Source organism: Streptomyces lunalinharesii (genome assembly GCF_039532155.1).
GTDB classification, from domain to species: Bacteria; Actinomycetota; Actinomycetes; order Streptomycetales; family Streptomycetaceae; genus Streptomyces; species Streptomyces lunalinharesii.
Map to the genome: position 1 here is coordinate 279,673 of NZ_BAAARK010000008.1, position 19,560 is coordinate 299,232.

Sequence of the window (19,560 nt, forward strand, 5' to 3'; positions counted from 1 at the left end):
GCCACCGGCGCGGGACCTGGCGACGCCCGCGGCGCCCGCCGTCGCGGTGGAGGCGATGCCCGCTCCGGGCGTGGTGGATGCCAGACTTCGGCGGGTGAACGTTTCCCGCGAGAGCCCACCGAGCCCGCCGCCGGGGGCGCCTCCCGGCGTGATCCGGGGGAGTTTGACGGAACTGCGCGGGCCGGGGGTGCGCCCCCGGTCGCTGGACGCCCGCGCGCTGGCCGCACTGGCCGCCAACCCCGGCTGTCGACGCCGGGCGCTGCTGGACGGCGCGGGCGTCGACAAGGGTGCGCTGGCCCGCGCACTGGGGTCGCCCGCGGGCTACGGGCAGTCCCAGTTCGCGCTGGTCCGCGGCAACTCCTTCGAGGCCCGGGTGAAGGCCGACGGCGGCGCCGAACTGCTGCGGCTGGTGTGCGAGCGGCTGGCGCCGGGCACCGCCCTGCCGGAGGACGACGCCGTCGCCCGGCCCGACCTGTCCGCGGCCGGCCCCGAGGGGCGGGCCGCGCGCACCGCGCTGGCGCTGCGCGAGGCGACCGCGGCCGGCGACTGGGCACTGCTGGACCACCCGCTGCTGGCGATGGACGTCGCCGGCTCGCCGGCCTACGTGGAGCCGGACGCCGTGGTCGTGCATCCGGACGGCGGCTGGACGGTCGTCGAGATCAAGTCGTTCCCGATGATCGACGGGGCCGCGGACGCCGCCAAGGTCGGTGCCGCCGCCCGCCAGGCGGCGGTCTACGTCCTCGCCCTGGAGCCGGTGGCCGAGCACACCGCGGCGCACACCGGCCGCCCCGTCGCCGTCCACGACCGGGTGCTGCTGGTCTGCCCCAAGGACTTCTCCAACCTCCCGACCGCCGCCACCGTCGACGTCCGCAAGCAACTGGCCACCACCCGGCGCCAGTTGGCCCGGCTCACCCGCGTCGAGGAGATCGCCGCCGCGCTTCCCCCGGGGACCACCTTCGACCTCGGGCTGACCGACGACGGCCAGAGCGCGACCCGCCCGGCCGCCGAGCTGACCGAGGCGGTGGAGGCGGTCCCCGCGGCCTACGCCCCCGAATGCCTGGCCGCCTGCGAACTGGCCTTCCACTGCCGCAAGCGCGCCCGCGAGGACGGCGCGGTGGAGGCCCTGGGCCGGGGCGCGCGGGGCGAACTGGGCGGGCTGCGCACCGTCGACGAGGCGCTGGCGGCGGCCGCCGGCGACCCCGACGCCGACCCCGACGACCCGGCCGTCCAGGCCCTGCGCGCGGCCGCCGCACTGCGCCGCGCGGCCCTCGCCGACGCCTCCGGTGCACGCACCGGCCCCACCGGAGCGGCCGACGCCGCACCCCTACCCGCACCGCGGACCGGGGAGGACCCGTGTCACTGATCGAGACGCTGGCCAGGATGGAGGCGGCGGCCGCCGGCCGCGCCCAGCCGCGGACCACGGTCCGCCACCGCCACCTCGCCGCCCGCCCGTTGGTCCTCGTCCCGCTGACCACCGCCGGTGAGGCCGGCGCCCCGTTGGGCGCCCTGGTCGGCACGGACCGCGAGAAGCCACTGCTGCTGACGGTGCCTCAACCCCGCGACCGCGACCTGCGGTTCGCCTTCCTCGCCGACCTGGCCGAGGCGGTGCTGCCCCATGTGGACGGCTTCGCCGACGACGTCGAGTTCGAGGAGCGCAAGGAGACCGACGCGGAGACCGGCAAGAAGGTCCCGGTGCAGGTCGAACTGTGCGCCGACGCACCCCAGTTGATCGTGCCCAGCACCGCCGGCATCGAGTACGTCCGCCTGCTGGGCCGCTCGATGCGGTTCCGGCGGACGGCCGAGCAGGAGCCGGAGACGCCCTACCCCGCGCCGCCGCACGTCCCGCTGCTGGGCCGCTGGTTCACGCACTTCGGCGAGCGGGCCCGGGTGCCGGGCGCCTGCCTGCTGCTGTCCCTGACGGAGCTGCTGACCCGCCACTGGGCGACCGGGCAGAGCGCCCTGGAGGACCAGCACCTGGGCGCGCTGCTGGCCTGGATCGCCCCGCCGCCCGGCGTTCCGGCCCAGCGGGCCGCCGAGTTCGCCGAGGCGGGCCGCGACGCGGAGGGCCAGCTGCACTGCCCGCCGGCCGGACCGGCCACCGACCCGGCGTTCGACAACCGGCTGCTGGCGCCCGCGATGGCGCGTTACGACGCCGGCACCCCCGGGGCCCAGGACGAGGTCCGCGCCCTCGTCGAGCGCCAACTGCGCCCCACCTGGGACGCCGTCTGGCAGGGCATCGACCTGCTCCGCGGCCTGCCCGAGGGCGCCCGGGTCGCCGACCGCTGGAAGCGCGACCGCTGGTCGTACACCGCCCACCGCGACCGGATCCGCGCCGGCGAACCACCGCAGCCCAAGCGGGACGACGCGGTCACCGCCGCCCAGAAGCTCGCCGCCCGGGAGAGCGCGCAGGCCCAACTGGACGCCCACGAGGCCCTCGACGACCCCCTGGTGATGGCCGCCCGGCGGCTCGCCGGCGAGGCCCTCCAGGGCACCGTCACCGACGTCGAGATGGCGCTCTCCGAGGGCAAGCGGCCGATGCCCCGCCCGTTGGTGACGCTGTCCACCGACGACCGTCCGCCGCTGGCCGAGGGCACCAAGCTGCACCGCGCGCTGCCCGACGGGCGCACCCAGACCGCCGAGTTCGTGGCGCACGCCGCCGGCGCGGAGGGCGCACCGGTGCTCCGGCTCACCGGCGGCATGGGCCGCGGCCGCACGCCGGAGCCGGGCTCGGTTCCGGAGCCCGGCGACGTCCTGTGCTGGACGCTCTTCGAGCACGCCCCGCGCGGCGGCCCCACCCTCCCGGAACCGGAGGACACGCCGTGGACGCACGGCGGCCCGCCGCCCGGCCCCGGTGACGCACCGCCCGTCGCCGATCCGGTCACCCCGGAGGACTTCCTGTGACCCGCGCCGCCCGCCCCACGCCCGCCAACTCCCCGGAAGGCGCCCCGGCATGACGCCCCCGCCGCCCCTGCCCGCGCCGCCGCCGACCGACCCCGCCGCCGCGGCGGCCCGGGCGACCGACGCGATCCTCCACGACACGCTGCACAGCACCCGGCGCGGCGTGGTCGTCGACTCCCCGCCGGGCGCCGGGAAGTCCACCCTGGTCGTCCGCGCCGCCCGCGAACTGGCCGCCGCGGGCCGCCGTTTGATGATCGTCGCGCAGACCAACGCCCAGGTCGACGACCTCGTCCTGCGCCTCGCCGCGAAGGACCCCGAGCTGCCCGTGGGCCGCCTGCACAGCAGCGAACCCGGCGCGTTCGACCCGGCCCTGGCCGAGCTGCCCGCCGTCCACACCTCCGCCAAGATCGCCGAGCTGGCCGCGCTGGACGTGGTGGTCTCCACCGCCGCCAAGTGGGCCTACACCAAGGTCGAGGAACCCTGGCGGCACGCGATCGTGGACGAGGCGTACCAGATGCGTTCCGACGCGCTGCTGAGCGTCGCCGGCCTCTTCGAGCGGGCGCTCTTCGTCGGGGACCCGGGCCAGCTCGACCCGTTCAGCGTGGTCGGCGCCGACCAGTGGGCCGGCCTGTCCTACGACCCCTCCGCCAGCGCCGTCTCCACCCTCCTCGCCCACAACCCCGACCTGCCGCAGCACCGCCTCCCCGTCTCCTGGCGGCTGCCGGCCTCCGCCGCGCCCCTGGTCTCCGGCGCCTTCTACCCGTACACGCCGTTCCGCAGCGGCACCGGGCCCGACGACCGGCGGCTGGCGTTCGGCGTCCGGGGCGACGGCTCGGCCGTGGACCGCGTCCTGGACGAGGCCGCGGAATCCGGCTGGGGGCTCCTGGAGCTGCCGGCCCGGCACACGCCCCGCACGGACCCGGAGGCGGTCCGCGCCGTCGCCCGGGTCGTCCGTCGGGTGCTGGACCGCGGCGGGGTCGCCACCAGCGAGCAGGCGGACGGCGGGGTGCCGCTGACGGCCGGCCGGATCGCGGTCGGCACCGCCCACCGCGACCAGGCCGCGGCGGTCCGGGCGGCCCTCGCCGAGCTGGGCGTCACCGGCGTCACGGTGGACACCGCCAACCGCCTCCAGGGCCGCGAGTTCGACGTCACCGTCGTCCTGCACCCGCTCTCCGGCCGCCCCGACGCGACCGCCTTCCACCTGGAGACCGGGCGGCTGTGCGTGCTCGCCTCCCGGCACCGGCACGCCTGCATCGTCGTCTGCCGCGCCGGGGTCGCCGACCTCCTCGACGAACATCCCGCCACGGATCCCGTACAACTGGGCGTCACGGTGAAGTTCCCGGACGGCTGGGAAGCCAACCACGCCGTACTCGCACACCTCGCGGAACACCGGGTGACCTGGCGCCCCTGACCACCGCTGCGCCAGCTGCCCGACGGGCGATCTGCACGGCGCCGCCGGTGGCGGGTGCCGCTGCGGGGGTGGTGCGGCCGGGTGCCCCGCCGCCGGTGCCGGCCGTGGTGGTGGCCACCGCCGCGGGCCACCGGCGGCCCCCTTGCGGAGGGCGGGACAATGGAATGCGGCACACAACCATGGAGGTAGGTACATGTCCGAGCCGCAGCCGGCTCCCGATCCACGCGGTACGGCGCCCGCCCCCCGCCGCATGAGGCCCGCGCAGTTGCTGTTCGAGCCGCCCGAGGCCACCGTCGACCCCGAGCACTTCTTCGGGCTGGAGTCGGTCGAGGACCCCGGCGCCCTGCTCGGCCGTGCGACCGAGCTCACCCTGGCGTTCCGCGCGGCGGCCGACCGCGCGACGGAGTTCCAGGCGATGGCCGCCGCCCAACTGACCGACCCCCGCCGCTTCGACCGGCTGTCGCTGGCCGCGGTCGCCGAGCGGGCCGACTGGACCGAGGACTACGCCCAGAAGATGGTCGAGTTCGGCCAGAGCCTGCTGCGGAGCGGCAGCACCGTGCCGCCCGACACCGACTGACCGGCGCCCGGGCCGGCCACGGATCCACGAGGCCGGCGCGCCGCGGTCCGGCCCACGAAAGCCGTGGTCACAGCAATCACACCGACCCCAGACACCCCTCTCGGCTCATGGTCCTAGATCATGAGCCGCTGGCATATGCGGCGCGGGGAAGATACTCCCCAGCGCCCCGTCCTGTCCCGGTTTCCGCCAATGAGGACTGCCGCGGGCTCCGAGTCGGTAGACCTGTCTCATGAGTGACTGGCTGCCCGAGACTCCGCGGAACCTGGCTTTCCCCACCACGGCGTACGTCACGCTGGCCGGGGCCGACTGGCTCGCCTCCGCCAGCCCGCATCCGGAGGGCATGCACGTGCTGTGGGCGGAGCGTCCCGAGGCGCCCACCGTGCTGCCGTGCGGCGCGGCCTTCGACGTGATCAACGCCCCGGCGCTCTTCGGCCGGCGCATGGTCGACCGCCTGTGGTCGAGCGGTCCGGGCTCGGGGCCGGTGGCCACGCACCGCGGCCGGATCCTGCTGTTCGCGGCGCCCGGCACCGCCCAGCGGCTGCCCTCGCTGCTGGCCTGGGAGGAGTGGGGCAGCGCCGTGCCGCCCCTGCTGTGCCACGGGAGCGGGGACGCGGTGACGGTCCCGCCGCTGCATCCGCGCCCGCACGCCGCGGGTGGCGCGGGGGACGAGACGCCCGCCGGGTCGCGCTGGCTGGTGGCACCGGACGTCCGCGCCCCCTGGCTGCCGGGGCCGGACATCCTGCTGTGGGCCTGCGTACGGGCCGCCCGCGGCGGGCTCGGCGCGGACCGGGAGACCCCCCGTGCGCACCACGAAAGCGCTGTTCAGGGCATGGATCCCGTACTGACGGGAGGCTGAGGGGAATCGATTTTTGCCCTCCCCGGCCAGGATGCTAATGTTTTCCCCGTCAGCAGGCGCCGCTAGCTCAGTTGGTTAGAGCAGCTGACTCTTAATCAGCGGGTCCGGGGTTCGAGTCCCTGGCGGCGCACAGACGGTCGAAGGCCCCCACTCCGGTGGGGGCCTTCGGCGTGTGCGGGGTCACGGCGTGCTGCGGGTGACCTTGACCGCCCATTCGCCGTCGGTGGTCCGGCCCTGGACCTGGATGCGCACGCCGTCCTCGGTGTCGTTGAGGCTCTCCCCCACGCCGAGCGGGGCGTCGGCGAGCGGCGGGTAGACGGAGGTGCCCCAGCAGGCGGAGGTGCCGGGGTGGCCGTCGAGCACCTGGACGGGGCCCGCGCCGGAGGCGGTGGTGCTGCGGACGCGGTAGACGAGGACGCCCTCGGTGCAGAGCGCGCGGTCGTTGCCCTCGGCGCCGCGGGCCTCCATGGCGAGGGCGCTGTCGGGGCCGGTGCGGACCACCAGGAGGCGGGGGCGACGGCGGTCGCCGGGGTCCTCGGGGGCGGAGAGGGTGCGCAGCGAGTGCATCCGGGGGTGGTCCAGGCCGACGCAGTCGACCTGGGCGTCGGTGATCCAGCCCAGCCGCCACTTGTGCCAGGCGAAGGGGTCGGGGGCCAGTCCGAACTGGCTGCCCATGAGGTCCCAGTCGCCCACGTAGGTGTCCCAGTCGCCGTGGCCGTTCTCGGGGCGGTGGTAGAGGTCGGGCAGGTCGAAGACGTGGCCGGTCTCGTGCGCGAGGACGTTGCGGTCGGGCGGGCTGTGCTCGAAGACGGTGACGAAGCGGCGGAGCTCGGCGCCGTCGACGTGCATCGGCTGGTCGAGGTTGACGACCTTGGTGGCGTCCGAGTCGACGCCCGGAGCGGACGGGTCGGCGACGAGGTAGACCAGGTCGTAGCGGCTGAAGTCGATGGCCGGGTCGGCCGCGGCGACCGCGTCGCGCAGGTAGGCGGAGCGGCGCCCGGATTCCCAGTCCCGTTGTATGCCGTACCAGGTGGAGCGGTGCGGCATGCGGACCCACCGGTGGTGGATGTGGGTGCGGAGGTGGAACTTGCCGTAGGAGGCGCGCTCGAAGAAGCGGGAGGTGCTGGGGAAGTAGTCGCCGGACAGCTGTTGGGGGGTCGTGGTGGGGCGGGCGTCCGGGAAGGACAGGAAGATCATCACCGCGTCGAGGTGGCGGTTCGGGCGGGGGTAGGCGCCGTTCCAGTTGTCGACGCCCTCGGAGTGGTGGGCGTCGGTGCGCCCCAGGGCGCAGGAGAGGGCCGCCTCGGAGGCGGTGGCCGGGCCGGCCACGATGGAGGTCGCGATGAGCGCGCTCAGGGAGGTGGCGACGGCGGCGACGCGCCGCATGCGGCGGCGGTCCACCCCGTGGGGTGTCTGGGCGCGCGGCACGTAGACCTCCAGGGATGGATTCGGGACACCCACTTACCCTGTGGTGATTTCATGCTCTTCGTCTCGTTATGGCAGCCCGTATGAGTGATGGTCACGCCCCCGCCAGGTCGTAACGGAAAGTCACAAGCGACCAACGGGGCAATAGGGACGAACAGAGCCGGGCAGAATTGGCTGAACTTCCGTCATGCGTGCGGATGGTCACGGCTTCGTCGCTGGATCGGCCCTCGTGCCAGCCTCTATGATCGCCACACTTTCCAGGGCGAGGTCCCCCCTCCGTCACGAGACAAGCGCCATGCGGGAGCGAGCAGTGAGCGGACACCCCGACAGCACGGGCCGCATGCCCGGAGCGACACTGCCCTCGGTGACGGAGCGTGAGGGTTCGACCAACGAATCGGCGTCCCGTCCCGCTCCCCCGTCCGTCTGCGACGCCTCCGCCCGGTGCGACGACACCGCCGCCTCGCTCGGCGACTACCGCGCCGCCTTCCACACCGCGAGCCTGCCGATGGCCGTCCTCAACCGCGACGGACTGGTGCTCGCCGCCAACCCCGCGCTGGGCGAGCTGGTGGGCGCCGACCCGGACGACCTGGTCGCCGCCACCGCCGCCGACCTCACCGACCTGGGCGCCGACCCACGGGTGTGGGCGGCGTACCGGGAGGTGCTGTGCGGCCGCAGCGACCGGCTGCGCTCCACCCGCCGGGTGAAGCGGTCCGACGGGAGTTCGGTGTGGGTGGAGGTGACCGTCGAGCCGGTCGCCGAGGGGCCGCTGGGCGGTGCGGAGCGGGTCCTGCTGTCGATCGCGGACATCAGCGACCGGCACGACCTGCTGGCCCGGCTGCGGCACCTGCAGATGCACGATCCGGTGACCCGGCTGCCCAATCGCGCGCTGTTCTTCGAACGGCTCTCCGCAGCGCTGGAGGCGGCCGCGTTCGAGCGGACGGGCACCGGCCGGATCGGGCTGTGCTACCTCGACCTGGACGGCTTCAAGGCGGTCAACGACACCTTGGGGCACCGGGTCGGCGACCGGCTGCTCAGCGCCGTGGCGCAGCGGCTGACGGGCTGCGCGGAGCACGCCACGGGGCGCGGACCGGGCCGCGCCGGGCACCTGGTGGCGCGGCTGGGCGGCGACGAGTTCGCGCTGCTGGTCGAGGACTCCACCGGCACCGACCAGCTGGCGGAGCTGGCCCAGTCGGTGCTGGACGCGCTCCAGCGGCCGTTCGACCTGGCCGGGCAGCGGCTGTCGGTGTCGGCGAGCATCGGCGTGGTCGAGCGGACCGCGAGCGGCACCACGGCGACCGGGCTGATGCAGGCCGCGGACACCACGCTGTACTGGGCCAAGGAGGACGGCAAGGCCCGCTGGACCCTCTTCGACCCGGAGCGCAACGCCCACCGGATGACCCGGCAGGCGCTGTCCAGCACGCTGCGGCCGGCGGTGGACCGCGGCGAGTTCACCCTGGAGTACCAGCCGCTGGTGGGGCTGGGGGACGGCCGGGCGCAGGGCGTGGAGGCGCTGGTGCGGTGGCGGCATCCGCAGTTCGGCGTGCTGTCGCCGAATCGGTTCATCGCGCTGGCCGAGGAGAACGGCGCCATCGTCGAACTGGGCCGCTGGGTACTGGAGCGGGCCTGCTACCAGGCGCGGGCCTGGCAGCTGGCGCACCCCGGGGGCGAGCCGCTGTTCGTCAGCGTGAACGTGGCCGTGCGTCAGGTGTGGGACTCCGACCTGGTGGCGGACGTCGCCGGGATCCTGGCGGAGACCGGGCTGCCGCCGCAGCTGCTCCAGTTGGAGCTGACCGAGTCCGCGGTGATGGGGTCGGCCGGCCGGCCGTTGCAGGCCCTCCAGGCGCTCAGCGACATGGGCGTGCGGATCGCCATCGACGACTTCGGCACCGGCTACTCCAACCTCGCCTACCTCAGCCGGCTGCCGGTGTCGGTGCTGAAGCTGGACGGGTCGTTCGTCCACGGCTTCCGCTCCCAGGAGCACCCGAACCCGGCGGACGAGATGATCGTGGAGGCGCTGGTGGCGCTGGCGCACCGGCTCGGGCTGACGGTGACCGCGGAGTGCGTGGAGAGCGCCGAGCAGGCCGAACGGCTCCGCCGGATCGGGTGCGACACCGGTCAGGGCTGGCTCTACTCCCGGCCGGTGGCCCCGGACCGGGTGGAGGCGCTCTTGGACGCGGGGCGCGCCTGTAGTTGAGCCGCGCGCCCCGCGTCCGCGCCGGGCGTCAGCCCTGCGGGAGTCCGTAGGCGTCGGCGATGAGGTCGTAGGAGCGGCGGCGGACCTCGCCGGTGTGGGCGTTGGCGGTGATCATCAGCTCGTCGGCGCCGGTGCGCTTGGCCAGGTCGTCGAGGCCCTGGCGGACGGCGTCGGGGGTGCCGTGGACGACGTTGCCGAGCCAGCTGTCGACGAAGTCCTGCTCGACGGCGCTGAAGTGGTGGGCGGCCGCCTCCTCGGGGCTGGGGACGAGGCCGGGGCGGCCGGTGCGCAGCCGGATCATGGCGAGCGCGCCGGTGCGGACCTGGCGCAGCGCCTCCTGCTCGTCCTCGGCCGCCAGCGCGGAGACGCCGATCAGGGCGTACGGCTCGGCGAGCACCTCGGAGGGGCGGAACGAGGCGCGGTAGAGGTCCAGGGCGGGGACGGTGTTGGCCGCGGAGAAGTGGTGCGCGAAGGCGAACGGCAGGCCGAGCGTGCCGGCCAGGCGGGCGCTGAAGCCGGAGGAGCCGAGCAGCCACAGGGGCGGGCGGTGCGGGGACTGGACGCCGCCGGGGGCGGTGGCCTGGACGGGGCCGGGGACGGCGTGGATCCGGGCGTAGGGGTGGCCGTCGGGGAAGGAGTCGTCGAGGAAGCGGGTCAACTCGGCGAGCTGCTGCGGAAAGTCGTCGGCCCCCTCGTGCAGCCGGTCGGTGCGGCGGAGCGCGGCGGCGGTGGCGCCGTCGGTGCCGGGGGCGCGGCCCAGGCCCAGGTCGACGCGGCCGGGGGCCATCGCCTCCAGGGTGCCGAACTGCTCGGCGATGACCAGGGGGGCGTGGTTGGGCAGCATGACGCCGCCGGAGCCGAGCCGGATGCGGTCGGTGTGGGCGGCGAGGTGCGCGAGGAGCACCGCCGGCGAGGAGGACGCGACGCCGGGCATGGAGTGGTGCTCGGCGACCCAGAAGCGGTGGAAGCCGCGGCGCTCGGCGCCGCGGGCGATGTCGACGGCGGTGCGGATCGCGGCGGTGGCGGTGCTGCCGGCGCCGACCGTCACCAGGTCGAGCACGGACAGGGGGACGGGTGCGGTGCCCAGGGCCGTGCCTCGGATCCCGTCACTCCCGGGTCGGCCGTCGGTGCCCGGGGTCTGCTGCTGTTCGCCGCTCACGGTGCGGGTCCTCCTCGCGTCGCGCGTCCTTGACGTCGTTGCTGTGCGAGAAGGTCAACCGGAGCGATTCTCCGGTTATTCCCGAGCCGGGCGGCGATTCCGGCCGGGGCGTGGCGCCGGCCGCGGGCCGGCCGTTCCCGGCCGGGGTCGACGAAGGTCCCGACCGCGGGCCGACGGCTGCCGGTCGCGGCCGGGGTGACGGGCCGGGGCGCTAACCGCGGGCCGTGCGGGAGAAGAGCGTGCCCAGCTCCGGGCAGGACAGCGGGCGGTCGAGCAGCCGCAGCCCCTCCCAGACCGTCACCTGATTGGCGGTGAGGACCGGCTTGCCGAGCGCGGCTTCGAGGGCGGGCAGGTGGGCGGCGGTGTGCAGGGCGGTGTCGGGCAGCAGGACGGCCTCGGCGTCCGGGTGGTCGCCGGCCCGGGCCAGGGCGAGCACCTCGTCGCGGCCCCAGGTGCCGACCTCGGCGGCGGTGATGATGCCGCTGCCCCGGGTGGCGACGACCTCGGCGCCGGCGGCCTTGAGGAACGCGTGGAAGTACTCGGCGACGTCGGCCGGATAGGTGGCGGCGATCGCGACCCGGCGGACGTCGAGCGCCCGGACGGCGTGCGCGAAGGCGAAGGAGGTGCTGGAGGCGGGCAGCCCGGCGGCGGCCGACAGCTCCCGCACCTGCCGCTGGGCGCCCTCCCAGCCGTAGACGAAGCTGGCGCTCGTGCACGCCCAGACGACGGCCTGGGCGCCGCGGTCCCGCAGCGCGTCGACGCCGGCCCCGAGCCGGGCCGCGGAACCCATCTCCAGCAGCGCGTCGACGCGGTGGGCGTCCTCGCCGATGTCGGTGTGCACGAGCGGCAGGCGGACCGCGCCGCCCAGCAGCGCTTCGAGCCGGGGGTAGTCGTCCTCTGCGGAGTGGCCGGGGTAGAGGAAGCCGACCGATGCCATGCAGTTCTCCCTTGCGGGTGGTGGGTGCGGTGTGCGGTGGTGCGGCGGAGCGGGCTCAGCCCGGCGGCTGGTGGCCGGGATCGTCGGGGAGGTAGGGGGACGGTTCGGTGCCGTCGACCGAGTCGGCCTCGGGCGGCGCCGACGGGCCGGCGAAGGCGGCCTCGGGAGTGGGGCCGGGTCCGCCCGGCGGCTGGCTGCCGGTCATCGCGGCCGGGCCGCTGCGCGCCACCGGATCGAGCAGCGCCTGGTACGCCCCGACGGCCTGGATGCCGATCGCGCGCAGCGCGGCCCACACCGTCACCTGATTGGCGGAGAGCACGGGCATCCGCAGCTCCGCCTCCAGTTGGGGGATGACGTCGTAGGTGGGGAGGTTGGTGCAGCTGATGAAGAGGGCGTCCGCGCCCCCGACGACGGCCTCCCGGGCCATGTCGACGACGTCGCGGTAGGGGACCTTCCAGATGTGTCGGGTGAGTCCAAGGTAGGCGCGGCCGGTGACGGTGATCCCGGCCTCGCCCAGGTACTCCTCCAGGGAATCGGTGACCGACTTGGTGTACGGGGTGACGACGGCGACGCGCCGGGCCCCGATCTCGTGGAGCGCCGCGATCGCGGCGCCCGAGGTGGTGAGGGCGGGTACCTCCCCCGCCTGGGTCATGGCCGCGCACATCGCGCGTTCGCCCGCCATGCCGCCGACGAAGCTGCCGGACGTACAGGCATAGGCGATGACCTGGGGCGATACCGCGCACAGCGCCTGGACGGCGGCGTGCAGGGTCTCGTGCTCGCTGACCAGGCGGGCCAGGTCGAGGCTGACCTCGACGGGTACGAAGGGAGTTCGGGTGAGGTGGAGGGACACGTCGTCGGGGACCCAACGCCACAGCTCGCGGTCGAGTGCGAAGTCGAAGGGAGCGACGACGCCCACGCCGAGCTGCGGCTGTGGGCCACCCAGGAAAGAGACGTCCATGAAGGCCCCTAGAAGGCACGAAGGGCTGGTATGGCGCGGCCACAGTGGCCGGGGGAGGTGGTGCAGCCGGACAAGCCGGGACGTCGGGACAGAGCCGTTGTTGACACGGTAGATACGACTTCTTAGCGTGGTCAATCCTCGCATCTCAGGCATCTGTCGGCGCCCTGTTCCGCGATACGGGGCACACGCTTCAGAACGGTTCTGGCCTATGTCCGATAGCACCGGCAGCACCCTCCTCGTACTGGGTTCCGACCCGCTCCCCCAGCTCGACCGGCTCGCCGGCCGGGCCGACGTCGTCTTCGCCGACGAGAAGACACTCGCCGACCTACTCCCCACCGCCGACGTGCTGTTGGCCTGGGACTTCACCTCCGACGCGATCCGGGACAGCTGGCCGGAGCGCGGCCCGCGGCCCCGCTGGGTGCACACCGCGAGCGCCGGCGTGGACCGGCTCCTGTGCCCGGCGCTGATCGCCGACGACACCGTCGTCACCAACGCCCGCGGAGTCTTCGAACAACCGATCGCCGAGTACGTCGCCGGACTGGTGATCGCCATGGCCAAGGACTTCTACGGGAGTTGGGAGCTCCAGCGGCAGCGACGCTGGCGGCACCGGGAGACACTGCGGCTGGCCGGCACCCGCGCGGTGGTGGTGGGGTCCGGGCCGATCGGCCGGGCCATCGGCACCACCTTGCTGGCACTGGGTGTCGAGGTCGAGCTGGTGGGCCGCCGGGAGCGGACCGATGATCCGGAGTTCGGCCGGGTGCACGGCGCGGACGGCTTGAACGCGCTGCTGCCCGACGCGGATTGGGTGGTCTGCGCGGCGCCGCTGACGGCGGCGACCCGGGGGATGTTCGGGGCCGCGGCGTTCGCGCTGATGCCGCGCCGGGCCCGCTTCGTCAACGTCGCGCGGGGGCCGCTGGTGGACGAGGAGGCGCTGGTCGCGGCGTTGCGGGAGTGGCGGATCGCGGCCGCGGCGCTGGACGTCTTCCAGCACGAGCCGCTGGCCACCGACAGTCCGCTGTGGGACGTGCCGCACCTGATCGTCTCGCCGCACATGAGCGGCGACACCCTGGGCTGGCGGGACGCGCTCGCCACGCAGTTCCAGGACAACTTCGACCGGTGGGCGGCCGGGGAGCCGCTGCTCAACGTGGTCGACAAACGCCTCGGATACGTACCGGTGCAGTGACCGCGCGGACCGTCCGGGTCCGGCCCGCGGCGGTCCGTGCCCCGCCCGCCGTCCCGCTCGGGGCGGCCGACGCTCGGAGGACGCATGACCAACGGACCGACCCGCCTCGCCGACCTGTCCGCCACCCGACTGACGGCCGGCTACGCCGCCGGCGAGTTCTCCCCCGTCGAGGCGACCCGGGAAGTGCTGGCGCGCGCCGAGGCCGCCCGGGTCGCCGTCAACGCCTTCACCCGGATCGACGCGGAGTCGGCGCTGGCGCAGGCGGCGGAGTCGACGGAGCGCTGGCGGCGCGGGGAGCCGGCGGGGCCGGTGGACGGGGTGCCCGTCACCGTCAAGGACCTGCTGCTGACCCGGGGCGCGCCGACCCTGCGCGGGTCGCGGACGGTCCGGGCCCAGGGCGCGACGTGGGACGAGGACGCGCCGGCGGTGGCCCGGCTGCGGGAGTCCGGGGCGGTGTTCGTCGGCAAGACCACGACGCCGGAGTTCGGCTGGAAGGGCGTCACGGACAGTCCGCGGCACGGGGTGACGGGCAATCCGTACGACCCGGGGCGCACCTCGGGCGGTTCCAGCGGGGGCAGCGCGGCGGCGGTGGCGTCGGGGGCCGGGCCGCTGAGCCTGGGGACGGACGGCGGCGGGTCGGTGCGGATCCCGGCGTCGTTCTGCGGGATCTTCGGGCTGAAGGCGACCTACGGGCGGGTGCCGCTGTATCCGGCGAGCCCGTTCGGGACGCTGGCGCACGTGGGGCCGATGACCCGGGACGCGGCGGACGCGGCCCTGATGATGGACGTGATCTGCGGTCCGGACTGGCGGGACTGGTCGCAGCTGGCCCCGGAGACGGGGTCGTTCCGTCAGGCGCTGGCCGGGAAGGTGACGGGGCTGCGGGTGGCGTACAGCCCGACGCTGGGCTGGGACGTGCCGGTGGCGCCGGCGGTGGCGGCGGCGGTCCGCCGGGCGGTGGACGCGCTCGCCGGGCTCGGCGCGGACGTCGAGGAGGTCGATCCGGGCGTGGCCGATCCCGTGGAGGCGTTCCACACGCTGTGGTTCAGCGGCGCGGCCCGGGTGGTGCAGCCGCTGGGGGCGGCCAACTTGGCGCTGCTGGATCCGGGGCTCCAGGAGGTGTGTGCGCAGGGCGCCCGCTACAGCGCGCTGGACTACCTGGCGGCGGTGGACGTCCGGATGGCGCTGGGGCGGGCGATGGGGCGCTTCCACAGCGTCTACGACCTGCTGGTGACACCGACCGAACCGCTCACCGCCTTCGCGGCCGGCGTGGAAGTGCCGCCTGGTTCCGGCCACGCCCGGTGGACGGGCTGGACGCCGTTCACCTATCCGTTCAACCTCACCCAGCAGCCCGCCGCGACCGTGCCCTGCGGGCTGGACGGCGACGGGCTGCCGATCGGGGTGCAGCTGGTGGGTGCCCGGCACGCGGACGCGCTGGTGCTGCGCGCCGCGCACGCCCTCTACGAGGCGGGGACGGCGGACATCCCGGCGCCGCCGGTGCCCTAGGGGGCGGGCGAACACTTCCCGTAGGGGGCGCCGAGGCCCCCTGCGGGGCCACAACGCGGCGGGGGCGGGGGGCATTCCGGCGCCCGGCGCCCCCGGGCGGGTGGCGGGGTGGCGGGGGTCAGGCCCGGCGGAAGGTGAGGGTCTCCCCGAGGGCGCCGGCCCGCCAGAGGTCCTGGCAGGCGTCGGCCATCCGGTCCAGGCCGTCGACGACCGAGCCCCAGACGATGCCCGGCACCCAGCCCGCGTCACCGTTGATCAGCAGGTTGTTGCGCTCGTAGAAGAGCGCGAGGTCGACGACGGTGGCGCGGCCGCGGTGCTTGGCCGCGTTCTCGTAGCCGTAGGAGGCGGTGCCCAACTGGGTGTCGCTGAAGGTGAAGTAGCACAGGTCGCCGGGGATCGGGGTGATCGTCGGGTTCTCCAGCGGCGGCTCCTCGGGGGCGAACGGCGGGAGCAGCGCGTAGATCTCGTTGCGGGCGTACTTGGCGTGGTAGACGTCGCCGCCGAGCGGGAGGGCGTCCCAGACGGCTGCGCACGTGAGCGGGGCGCGATCGTCGAGCAACTTGGCCGTGCAGCCGACGCCGCGCTTGTCCAGGGAGACTTCGATGAAGCGATCGGTCATATCCCGAGCGTAGGGGGCATTACCGGCGTACGGAACATCTCCCGTGCCGGTGTGAAGGGCTGGAAACCATCGGCATAGGCGTGAACGGTTCGGGTAGCCGCGCGCCCATGGCTCCACCACAGAGCACGACCTCAGACAATCCGATATCTCACCCTCCTCTAGGACACCACACCCAGGGACACGACATCACCGGACAACGGACCCGTGGCATCCGTCGCCGGTCGCTGCTCGCGGGGGTAGCGGCGCTCGGCGCAGCGGGGGCGATGGGCGCGGCGAGCGGCTGCAGCCGGGTCCCGACCGCGAACGCGACGGGCGGCGGCGAGTTGCTGGACCGGCTGCGCAAGAAGGGGTCGGTCACCCTGGGCCTGGCCGGTGAGCAGCCCTACGGCTACATCGGCACCGACGGCAAGATGACCGGTTCGGCGCCCACCATCGCCCGGGTGGTCTTCAAGCGGCTCGGCGTCCCGCGCGTCGAGCCCTTCCCGACCGACTTCGGTTCGTTGATCGTCGGGCTGAACTCCCAGCAGTTCGACGTGGTCGCGGCCGGGATGTACATCAACCCCGACCGCTGCGCGCAGGTCATCTTCGCCGATCCCGAGTACCAGATGCTGGACGCCTTCATCGTCCGCAAGGGCAATCCGCTGAAGCTGCTCAGCTACAAGGACATCGCCCGGACCGGGGCGCGGATGGCCACCGGCGTCGGCTACGCCGAGATCGACTACGCCAAAGAGGCCGGGGTCACCAAAATCACCACGCTGCCCGACCAGTTGGCGGGTCTGCTGGCGGTCGAGCAGGGGCGGGTGGACGTCTTCGTCGGGACCGCGGTGACGGTGCGCAACGTGGTGAAGCAGTCGCGGACCACCAAGGCGGAGGCGACGCCCGAGGTCACCCCGTACGTGAAGGGCAAGCCGGTGATCGACGTCGGCGGCTTCGCGTTCCGCACCCCGGAGACCAACCTGCGGGACGCGTTCAACCGGGAACTCCACACGATGAAGCGGTCCGGGGAACTCCTGGACCTCATGCGGCCCTTCGGCTTCACCGCGCAGCAGATGACGAAGATCACCGCCAAGGAGAAGTGCCGGCCATGAGCGACATCACCTGGGGTCTGTGGGAACTCCTCCTCAAAGGCGTCTGGATCACCGTCCAGCTGACCGTCTACAGCGCGGCCCTGGCCGCCGTCGTGGCCTTCGGGATCGGCCTCGCGCGCACCCACCGGCGGTGGATCGTGCGGTTCCTGTCCGGGGCCTACTTCGAGGTCTTCCGCGGAACCTCCGCGCTGATCTTGATGTTCTGGATGTTCTTCGTGCTGCCGATGGGGTTCGGCTGGCAGTTGGCCCCGATGTGGGCCGCGGTGCTGACGCTGGGCCTGACCTACGGCGCGTACGGTTCCGAGGTCGTCCGCGGCGCGATCGCCGCGGTGCCGGCGGGCCAGCGCGAGGCCGGCATCGCGCTGAGCTTCTCGCCCGCCCAGCAGCTGCGGAAGGTCGTCCTGCCGCAGGCGTGGCCGGGCATGGTCCCACCGTTCAACAACCTGCTGATCGAGCTGCTCAAGGGCACCGCGCTGGTGTCGATCCTGGGCGTCGGCGACATCGCGTTCGGCGCCTCCCTGGTGCGCAACGCCACCGCGCAGAGCGCCCCCGTCTACACGATCATCCTGGTGATGTACTTCGTCCTGGCGTTCGCCCTGACCCGCGGGATGCGGGCGGTGGAGCGGCACGCCAAGGCGGGCGTCGGGCAGGCGCCGGCCGAGCGGTCGCGGCTGCGACTGCGGTCCGCCACCGGCCCGGCGGTCACCGGTACCGCCGCCCGCGCGGAAGGTGAGGCCCGATGAAGTTCGACTGGTCCGCGATCGGCGACTTCCTGCCGACGTTCTGGAAGGGCGTGCTGGTCACCCTCCAGGCCCTGGCCCTGGGTTCCCTGATCGCCTTCGCGCTCGGCCTGGTCTGGGCGCTGGCCCAGCGCTCGTCCTTGAAGGCGGTGCGCTGGCCGGTGACCGTGGTCACCGAGTTCGTGCGCAACACCCCGCTGCTGGTGCAGCTGTTCTTCCTCTTCTACGTGATGCCCGAGTGGGGCCTGACGCTCAGCGCCCTGGCCACCGGCGTGATCGGGCTGGGCCTGCACTACTCGACGTACACCGCCGAGGTCTACCGCGCCGGCATCGACGGCGTCCCGGCCGGCCAGTGGGAGGCGGCCGTCGCGCTCAGCCTGTCGCGCCGCCGCACCTGGACCGCGGTGATCCTGCCGCAGGCGATCCGCCGGGTGGTCCCCGCCCTCGGCAACTACGTGATCGCGATGCTCAAGGACTCGCCGATGCTCTTCGCCATCGGCGTGCTGGAGATGCTGGGCGAGGCCCGGCAGTTCTCGTCCCAGACCTTCCAGACCATCGAGCCGTACACGCTCGTCGGGGTCGCCTTCCTCGCCATCGCCTACCCCGCTTCCCTTCTCCTGCGAGCCCTGGAGCGCCGCCTTGTCCGCTGAACACAGCACCCCGAACACCCCGCCCACCGTCAAAGACGGCGCGAACTCCGGGGAGACCGAACTGATCCACTTCGACAAGGTCACCAAGCGGTTCGGGACGCACACCGTCCTCGACGCGCTCGACATGAAGGTCTACGCCGGCAAGCACGTCACCCTGATCGGCCCGTCCGGCTCCGGCAAGACCACGATCCTGCGGCTGATGATGACGCTGCTGAAGCCGGACGAGGGCACCATCAGGCTGGGTGACCGGTACCTGACCCACGAGGAGAAGGGCGGCAAGCTCGTCCCGGCGAGCGACCGCTACAGCCGGGAGATCCGCAAGAACATCGGCATGGTCTTCCAGCAGTTCAACCTGTTCCCCAACATGAAGGTGCTGCGGAACATCACCGAGGCCCCGGTGCACGTCCTCGGGCTGGACAAGGACGCGGCCGAGGAGCGCGCCCGCGAGCTGCTCGAACTCGTCGGCCTCACCGCCCACCTCGACAAGTACCCGACGCAGCTCTCCGGCGGTCAGCAGCAGCGGGTCGCCATCGCCCGGGCCCTGGCCATGCGCCCGCAGGTCCTGCTGCTGGACGAGGTGACCTCGGCCCTCGACCCGGAGTTGGTGGCCGGCGTCCTGGACCTGCTGCGGGACATCGCGCACTCCACGGACATCACCATGCTCTGCGTGACGCACGAGATGAACTTCGCCCGGGACGTCTCCGACTGCGTGATGATGTTCGACGCCGGGCGGGTCATCGAGTTCGGCCCGCCGGAGCAGATCTTCACGGAGCCGGAGAACGAGCGGACCCGGGAGTTCCTGAGCGCGGTGCTGTAGGCGGCGCGACGGGCGGCGCCCCACGAGGGCGCCGCCACGGGGCGGGCGGGAGTGCACCGCGTGGTGCGTGCTCCGGCCCGCCCCGCCCGCCGCCCGCTTCCCGGGCGATCAGGGGCCGGGCCCCGGTACACCGGGAGTTTTGAGACATCCGCGCCCCCTGCGTCGGACGTGACGGATGAGGCGTACGCGTCCCTGGCGGAAAAGAGCGCACCAGGCGGAACGATGAGGCACCCGGGCCTCAGGCGAAAACCCGACGCTCCGTCAACTTCGCACGTCATCACCGGCCGTCAACCCGGGCCGTCAGCGGACCGCCCGCCCCGTTCCGACCTGCCGTTGTCGCCGGTCCGCGCCGGATCCCACGGCCTGTTCATGACGATGGCATATGCCAGAGTGTAGGGCGCCTGCACAGACGCGTGAACCGACCCGGTTTTCAGTCAAGACCCCCTCCATCCGGGCCCGTTGACCGCTATCGTGATACGAGCCCGTTGTCCGGAAGCGGCCCGCACACCCCGCGGGCGCGGCCGTCAGCAACGGTCACGACGCAA

At 73.9% G+C, this 19,560-nt stretch carries 17 protein-coding genes and 1 tRNA gene; 13 read left to right on the forward strand and 5 right to left on the reverse strand.

The genetic code is table 11. The annotated features are described in order from the left end of the window. Positions 1-55: 55 nt before the first annotated feature. The 6 genes from ABD385_RS15935 (at position 56) to ABD385_RS15960 (ending at position 5,872) form a co-directional block, all read left to right on the forward strand. Positions 56-1,363 (forward strand): hypothetical protein, encoded by a 1,308-nt coding sequence (locus ABD385_RS15935; protein WP_425585410.1) that lies wholly within the window; start codon positions 56-58, stop codon positions 1,361-1,363. Beyond that, a complete protein-coding gene (locus ABD385_RS15940) occupies positions 1,354-2,901 on the forward strand; it encodes a hypothetical protein (RefSeq protein WP_344576073.1) in 1,548 nt (515 codons plus the stop codon). Before ABD385_RS15935 ends, ABD385_RS15940 begins: the two co-directional genes overlap by 10 nt. A gap of 49 nt (positions 2,902-2,950) precedes the next feature. After that, entirely contained in the window at positions 2,951-4,309 is a 1,359-nt protein-coding gene (locus ABD385_RS15945) for an AAA domain-containing protein (protein ID WP_344576075.1), read from the forward strand. Positions 4,310-4,502: 193 nt separating this feature from the next. After that, positions 4,503-4,886, forward strand: coding sequence for a hypothetical protein (locus ABD385_RS15950; protein ID WP_344576077.1), 384 nt, complete (start codon positions 4,503-4,505; stop codon positions 4,884-4,886). Positions 4,887-5,115: 229 nt separating this feature from the next. Further along, positions 5,116-5,742: a bifunctional DNA primase/polymerase gene (locus ABD385_RS15955; RefSeq protein WP_344576078.1), complete on the forward strand. Its 627-nt coding sequence runs from the start codon at positions 5,116-5,118 to the stop codon at positions 5,740-5,742. 56 nt (positions 5,743-5,798) lie between these two features. Beyond that, positions 5,799-5,872: transfer RNA gene (locus ABD385_RS15960), tRNA-Lys, on the forward strand. A gap of 50 nt (positions 5,873-5,922) precedes the next feature. Here ABD385_RS15960 and ABD385_RS15965 read toward each other — a convergent pair. Next, on the reverse strand, positions 5,923-7,128 hold the full coding sequence (locus ABD385_RS15965; RefSeq protein ID WP_344576158.1) for a M6 family metalloprotease domain-containing protein: 1,206 nt from the start codon (positions 7,126-7,128) through the stop codon (positions 5,923-5,925). A 403-nt stretch (positions 7,129-7,531) separates the two neighbouring features. Between ABD385_RS15965 and ABD385_RS15970 the strand changes: the two genes are divergently transcribed. Then, complete coding sequence (locus tag ABD385_RS15970; protein WP_344576079.1) at positions 7,532-9,361, forward strand: putative bifunctional diguanylate cyclase/phosphodiesterase; 1,830 nt, start codon at positions 7,532-7,534, stop codon at positions 9,359-9,361. Positions 9,362-9,389: 28 nt separating this feature from the next. Here the strand turns inward: ABD385_RS15970 and ABD385_RS15975 are convergent, their stop codons facing one another. The 3 genes from ABD385_RS15975 to ABD385_RS15985 form a co-directional block, all read right to left on the reverse strand. After that, positions 9,390-10,520: an LLM class flavin-dependent oxidoreductase gene (locus ABD385_RS15975; RefSeq protein WP_344576081.1), complete on the reverse strand. Its 1,131-nt coding sequence runs from the start codon at positions 10,518-10,520 to the stop codon at positions 9,390-9,392. 211 nt (positions 10,521-10,731) lie between these two features. Continuing rightward, complete coding sequence (locus ABD385_RS15980) at positions 10,732-11,457, reverse strand: maleate cis-trans isomerase family protein (protein ID WP_344576083.1); 726 nt, start codon at positions 11,455-11,457, stop codon at positions 10,732-10,734. A gap of 55 nt (positions 11,458-11,512) precedes the next feature. Further along, a complete protein-coding gene (locus ABD385_RS15985; RefSeq protein WP_344576084.1) occupies positions 11,513-12,415 on the reverse strand; it encodes a maleate cis-trans isomerase family protein in 903 nt (300 codons plus the stop codon). A 208-nt stretch (positions 12,416-12,623) separates the two neighbouring features. Between ABD385_RS15985 and ABD385_RS15990 the strand changes: the two genes are divergently transcribed. Continuing rightward, positions 12,624-13,598: a D-2-hydroxyacid dehydrogenase gene (locus ABD385_RS15990; RefSeq protein ID WP_344576085.1), complete on the forward strand. Its 975-nt coding sequence runs from the start codon at positions 12,624-12,626 to the stop codon at positions 13,596-13,598. A gap of 84 nt (positions 13,599-13,682) precedes the next feature. Further along, the gene (locus tag ABD385_RS15995) at positions 13,683-15,101 is read left to right on the forward strand and encodes an amidase (RefSeq protein ID WP_344576086.1); all 1,419 of its coding nucleotides are present in this window, start codon (positions 13,683-13,685) and stop codon (positions 15,099-15,101) included. A 118-nt stretch (positions 15,102-15,219) separates the two neighbouring features. Here ABD385_RS15995 and ABD385_RS16000 read toward each other — a convergent pair whose 3' ends face one another. Next, positions 15,220-15,720, reverse strand: coding sequence for a DUF3830 family protein (locus ABD385_RS16000; protein WP_344576087.1), 501 nt, complete (start codon positions 15,718-15,720; stop codon positions 15,220-15,222). A gap of 263 nt (positions 15,721-15,983) precedes the next feature. Here ABD385_RS16000 and ehuB point away from each other — a divergent pair, with 263 nt between their 5' ends. The 4 genes from ehuB to ehuA are packed head-to-tail and all read left to right on the forward strand — an operon-like array spanning position 15,984 to position 19,015. Beyond that, positions 15,984-16,808, forward strand: a complete 825-nt coding sequence (ehuB, locus tag ABD385_RS16005) for an ectoine/hydroxyectoine ABC transporter substrate-binding protein EhuB (RefSeq protein ID WP_344576088.1) — start codon at positions 15,984-15,986, stop codon at positions 16,806-16,808. Then, positions 16,805-17,551: an ectoine/hydroxyectoine ABC transporter permease subunit EhuC gene (gene ehuC, locus ABD385_RS16010; RefSeq protein WP_344576090.1), complete on the forward strand. Its 747-nt coding sequence runs from the start codon at positions 16,805-16,807 to the stop codon at positions 17,549-17,551. Before ehuB ends, ehuC begins: the two co-directional genes overlap by 4 nt. Continuing rightward, positions 17,548-18,198 (forward strand): ectoine/hydroxyectoine ABC transporter permease subunit EhuD, encoded by a 651-nt coding sequence (gene ehuD, locus ABD385_RS16015; protein ID WP_344576091.1) that lies wholly within the window; start codon positions 17,548-17,550, stop codon positions 18,196-18,198. The genes ehuC and ehuD overlap by 4 nt, the downstream gene beginning before the upstream one ends. Next, on the forward strand, positions 18,188-19,015 hold the full coding sequence (ehuA, locus tag ABD385_RS16020; protein WP_425585411.1) for an ectoine/hydroxyectoine ABC transporter ATP-binding protein EhuA: 828 nt from the start codon (positions 18,188-18,190) through the stop codon (positions 19,013-19,015). The genes ehuD and ehuA overlap by 11 nt, the downstream gene beginning before the upstream one ends. Positions 19,016-19,560 lie beyond the last annotated feature (545 nt).

Coding starts and splice junctions, on each gene's coding strand:
- ABD385_RS15965 (WP_344576158.1), bottom strand. CDS start 7,128: ATGCGGCGCGTCGCCGCCGTCGCCACCTCCCTGAGCGCGCTCATCGCG.
- ABD385_RS15945 (WP_344576075.1), top strand. CDS start 2,951: ATGACGCCCCCGCCGCCCCTGCCCGCGCCGCCGCCGACCGACCCCGCC.
- ABD385_RS15935 (WP_425585410.1), top strand. CDS start 56: ATGCCCGCTCCGGGCGTGGTGGATGCCAGACTTCGGCGGGTGAACGTT.
- ABD385_RS15985 (WP_344576084.1), bottom strand. CDS start 12,415: ATGGACGTCTCTTTCCTGGGTGGCCCACAGCCGCAGCTCGGCGTGGGC.
- ABD385_RS15980 (WP_344576083.1), bottom strand. CDS start 11,457: ATGGCATCGGTCGGCTTCCTCTACCCCGGCCACTCCGCAGAGGACGAC.
- ABD385_RS16000 (WP_344576087.1), bottom strand. CDS start 15,720: ATGACCGATCGCTTCATCGAAGTCTCCCTGGACAAGCGCGGCGTCGGC.
- ABD385_RS15990 (WP_344576085.1), top strand. CDS start 12,624: ATGTCCGATAGCACCGGCAGCACCCTCCTCGTACTGGGTTCCGACCCG.
- ABD385_RS15955 (WP_344576078.1), top strand. CDS start 5,116: ATGAGTGACTGGCTGCCCGAGACTCCGCGGAACCTGGCTTTCCCCACC.
- ABD385_RS15995 (WP_344576086.1), top strand. CDS start 13,683: ATGACCAACGGACCGACCCGCCTCGCCGACCTGTCCGCCACCCGACTG.
- ehuC (WP_344576090.1), top strand. CDS start 16,805: ATGAGCGACATCACCTGGGGTCTGTGGGAACTCCTCCTCAAAGGCGTC.
- ehuD (WP_344576091.1), top strand. CDS start 17,548: ATGAAGTTCGACTGGTCCGCGATCGGCGACTTCCTGCCGACGTTCTGG.
- ABD385_RS15950 (WP_344576077.1), top strand. CDS start 4,503: ATGTCCGAGCCGCAGCCGGCTCCCGATCCACGCGGTACGGCGCCCGCC.
- ehuB (WP_344576088.1), top strand. CDS start 15,984: ATGGGCGCGGCGAGCGGCTGCAGCCGGGTCCCGACCGCGAACGCGACG.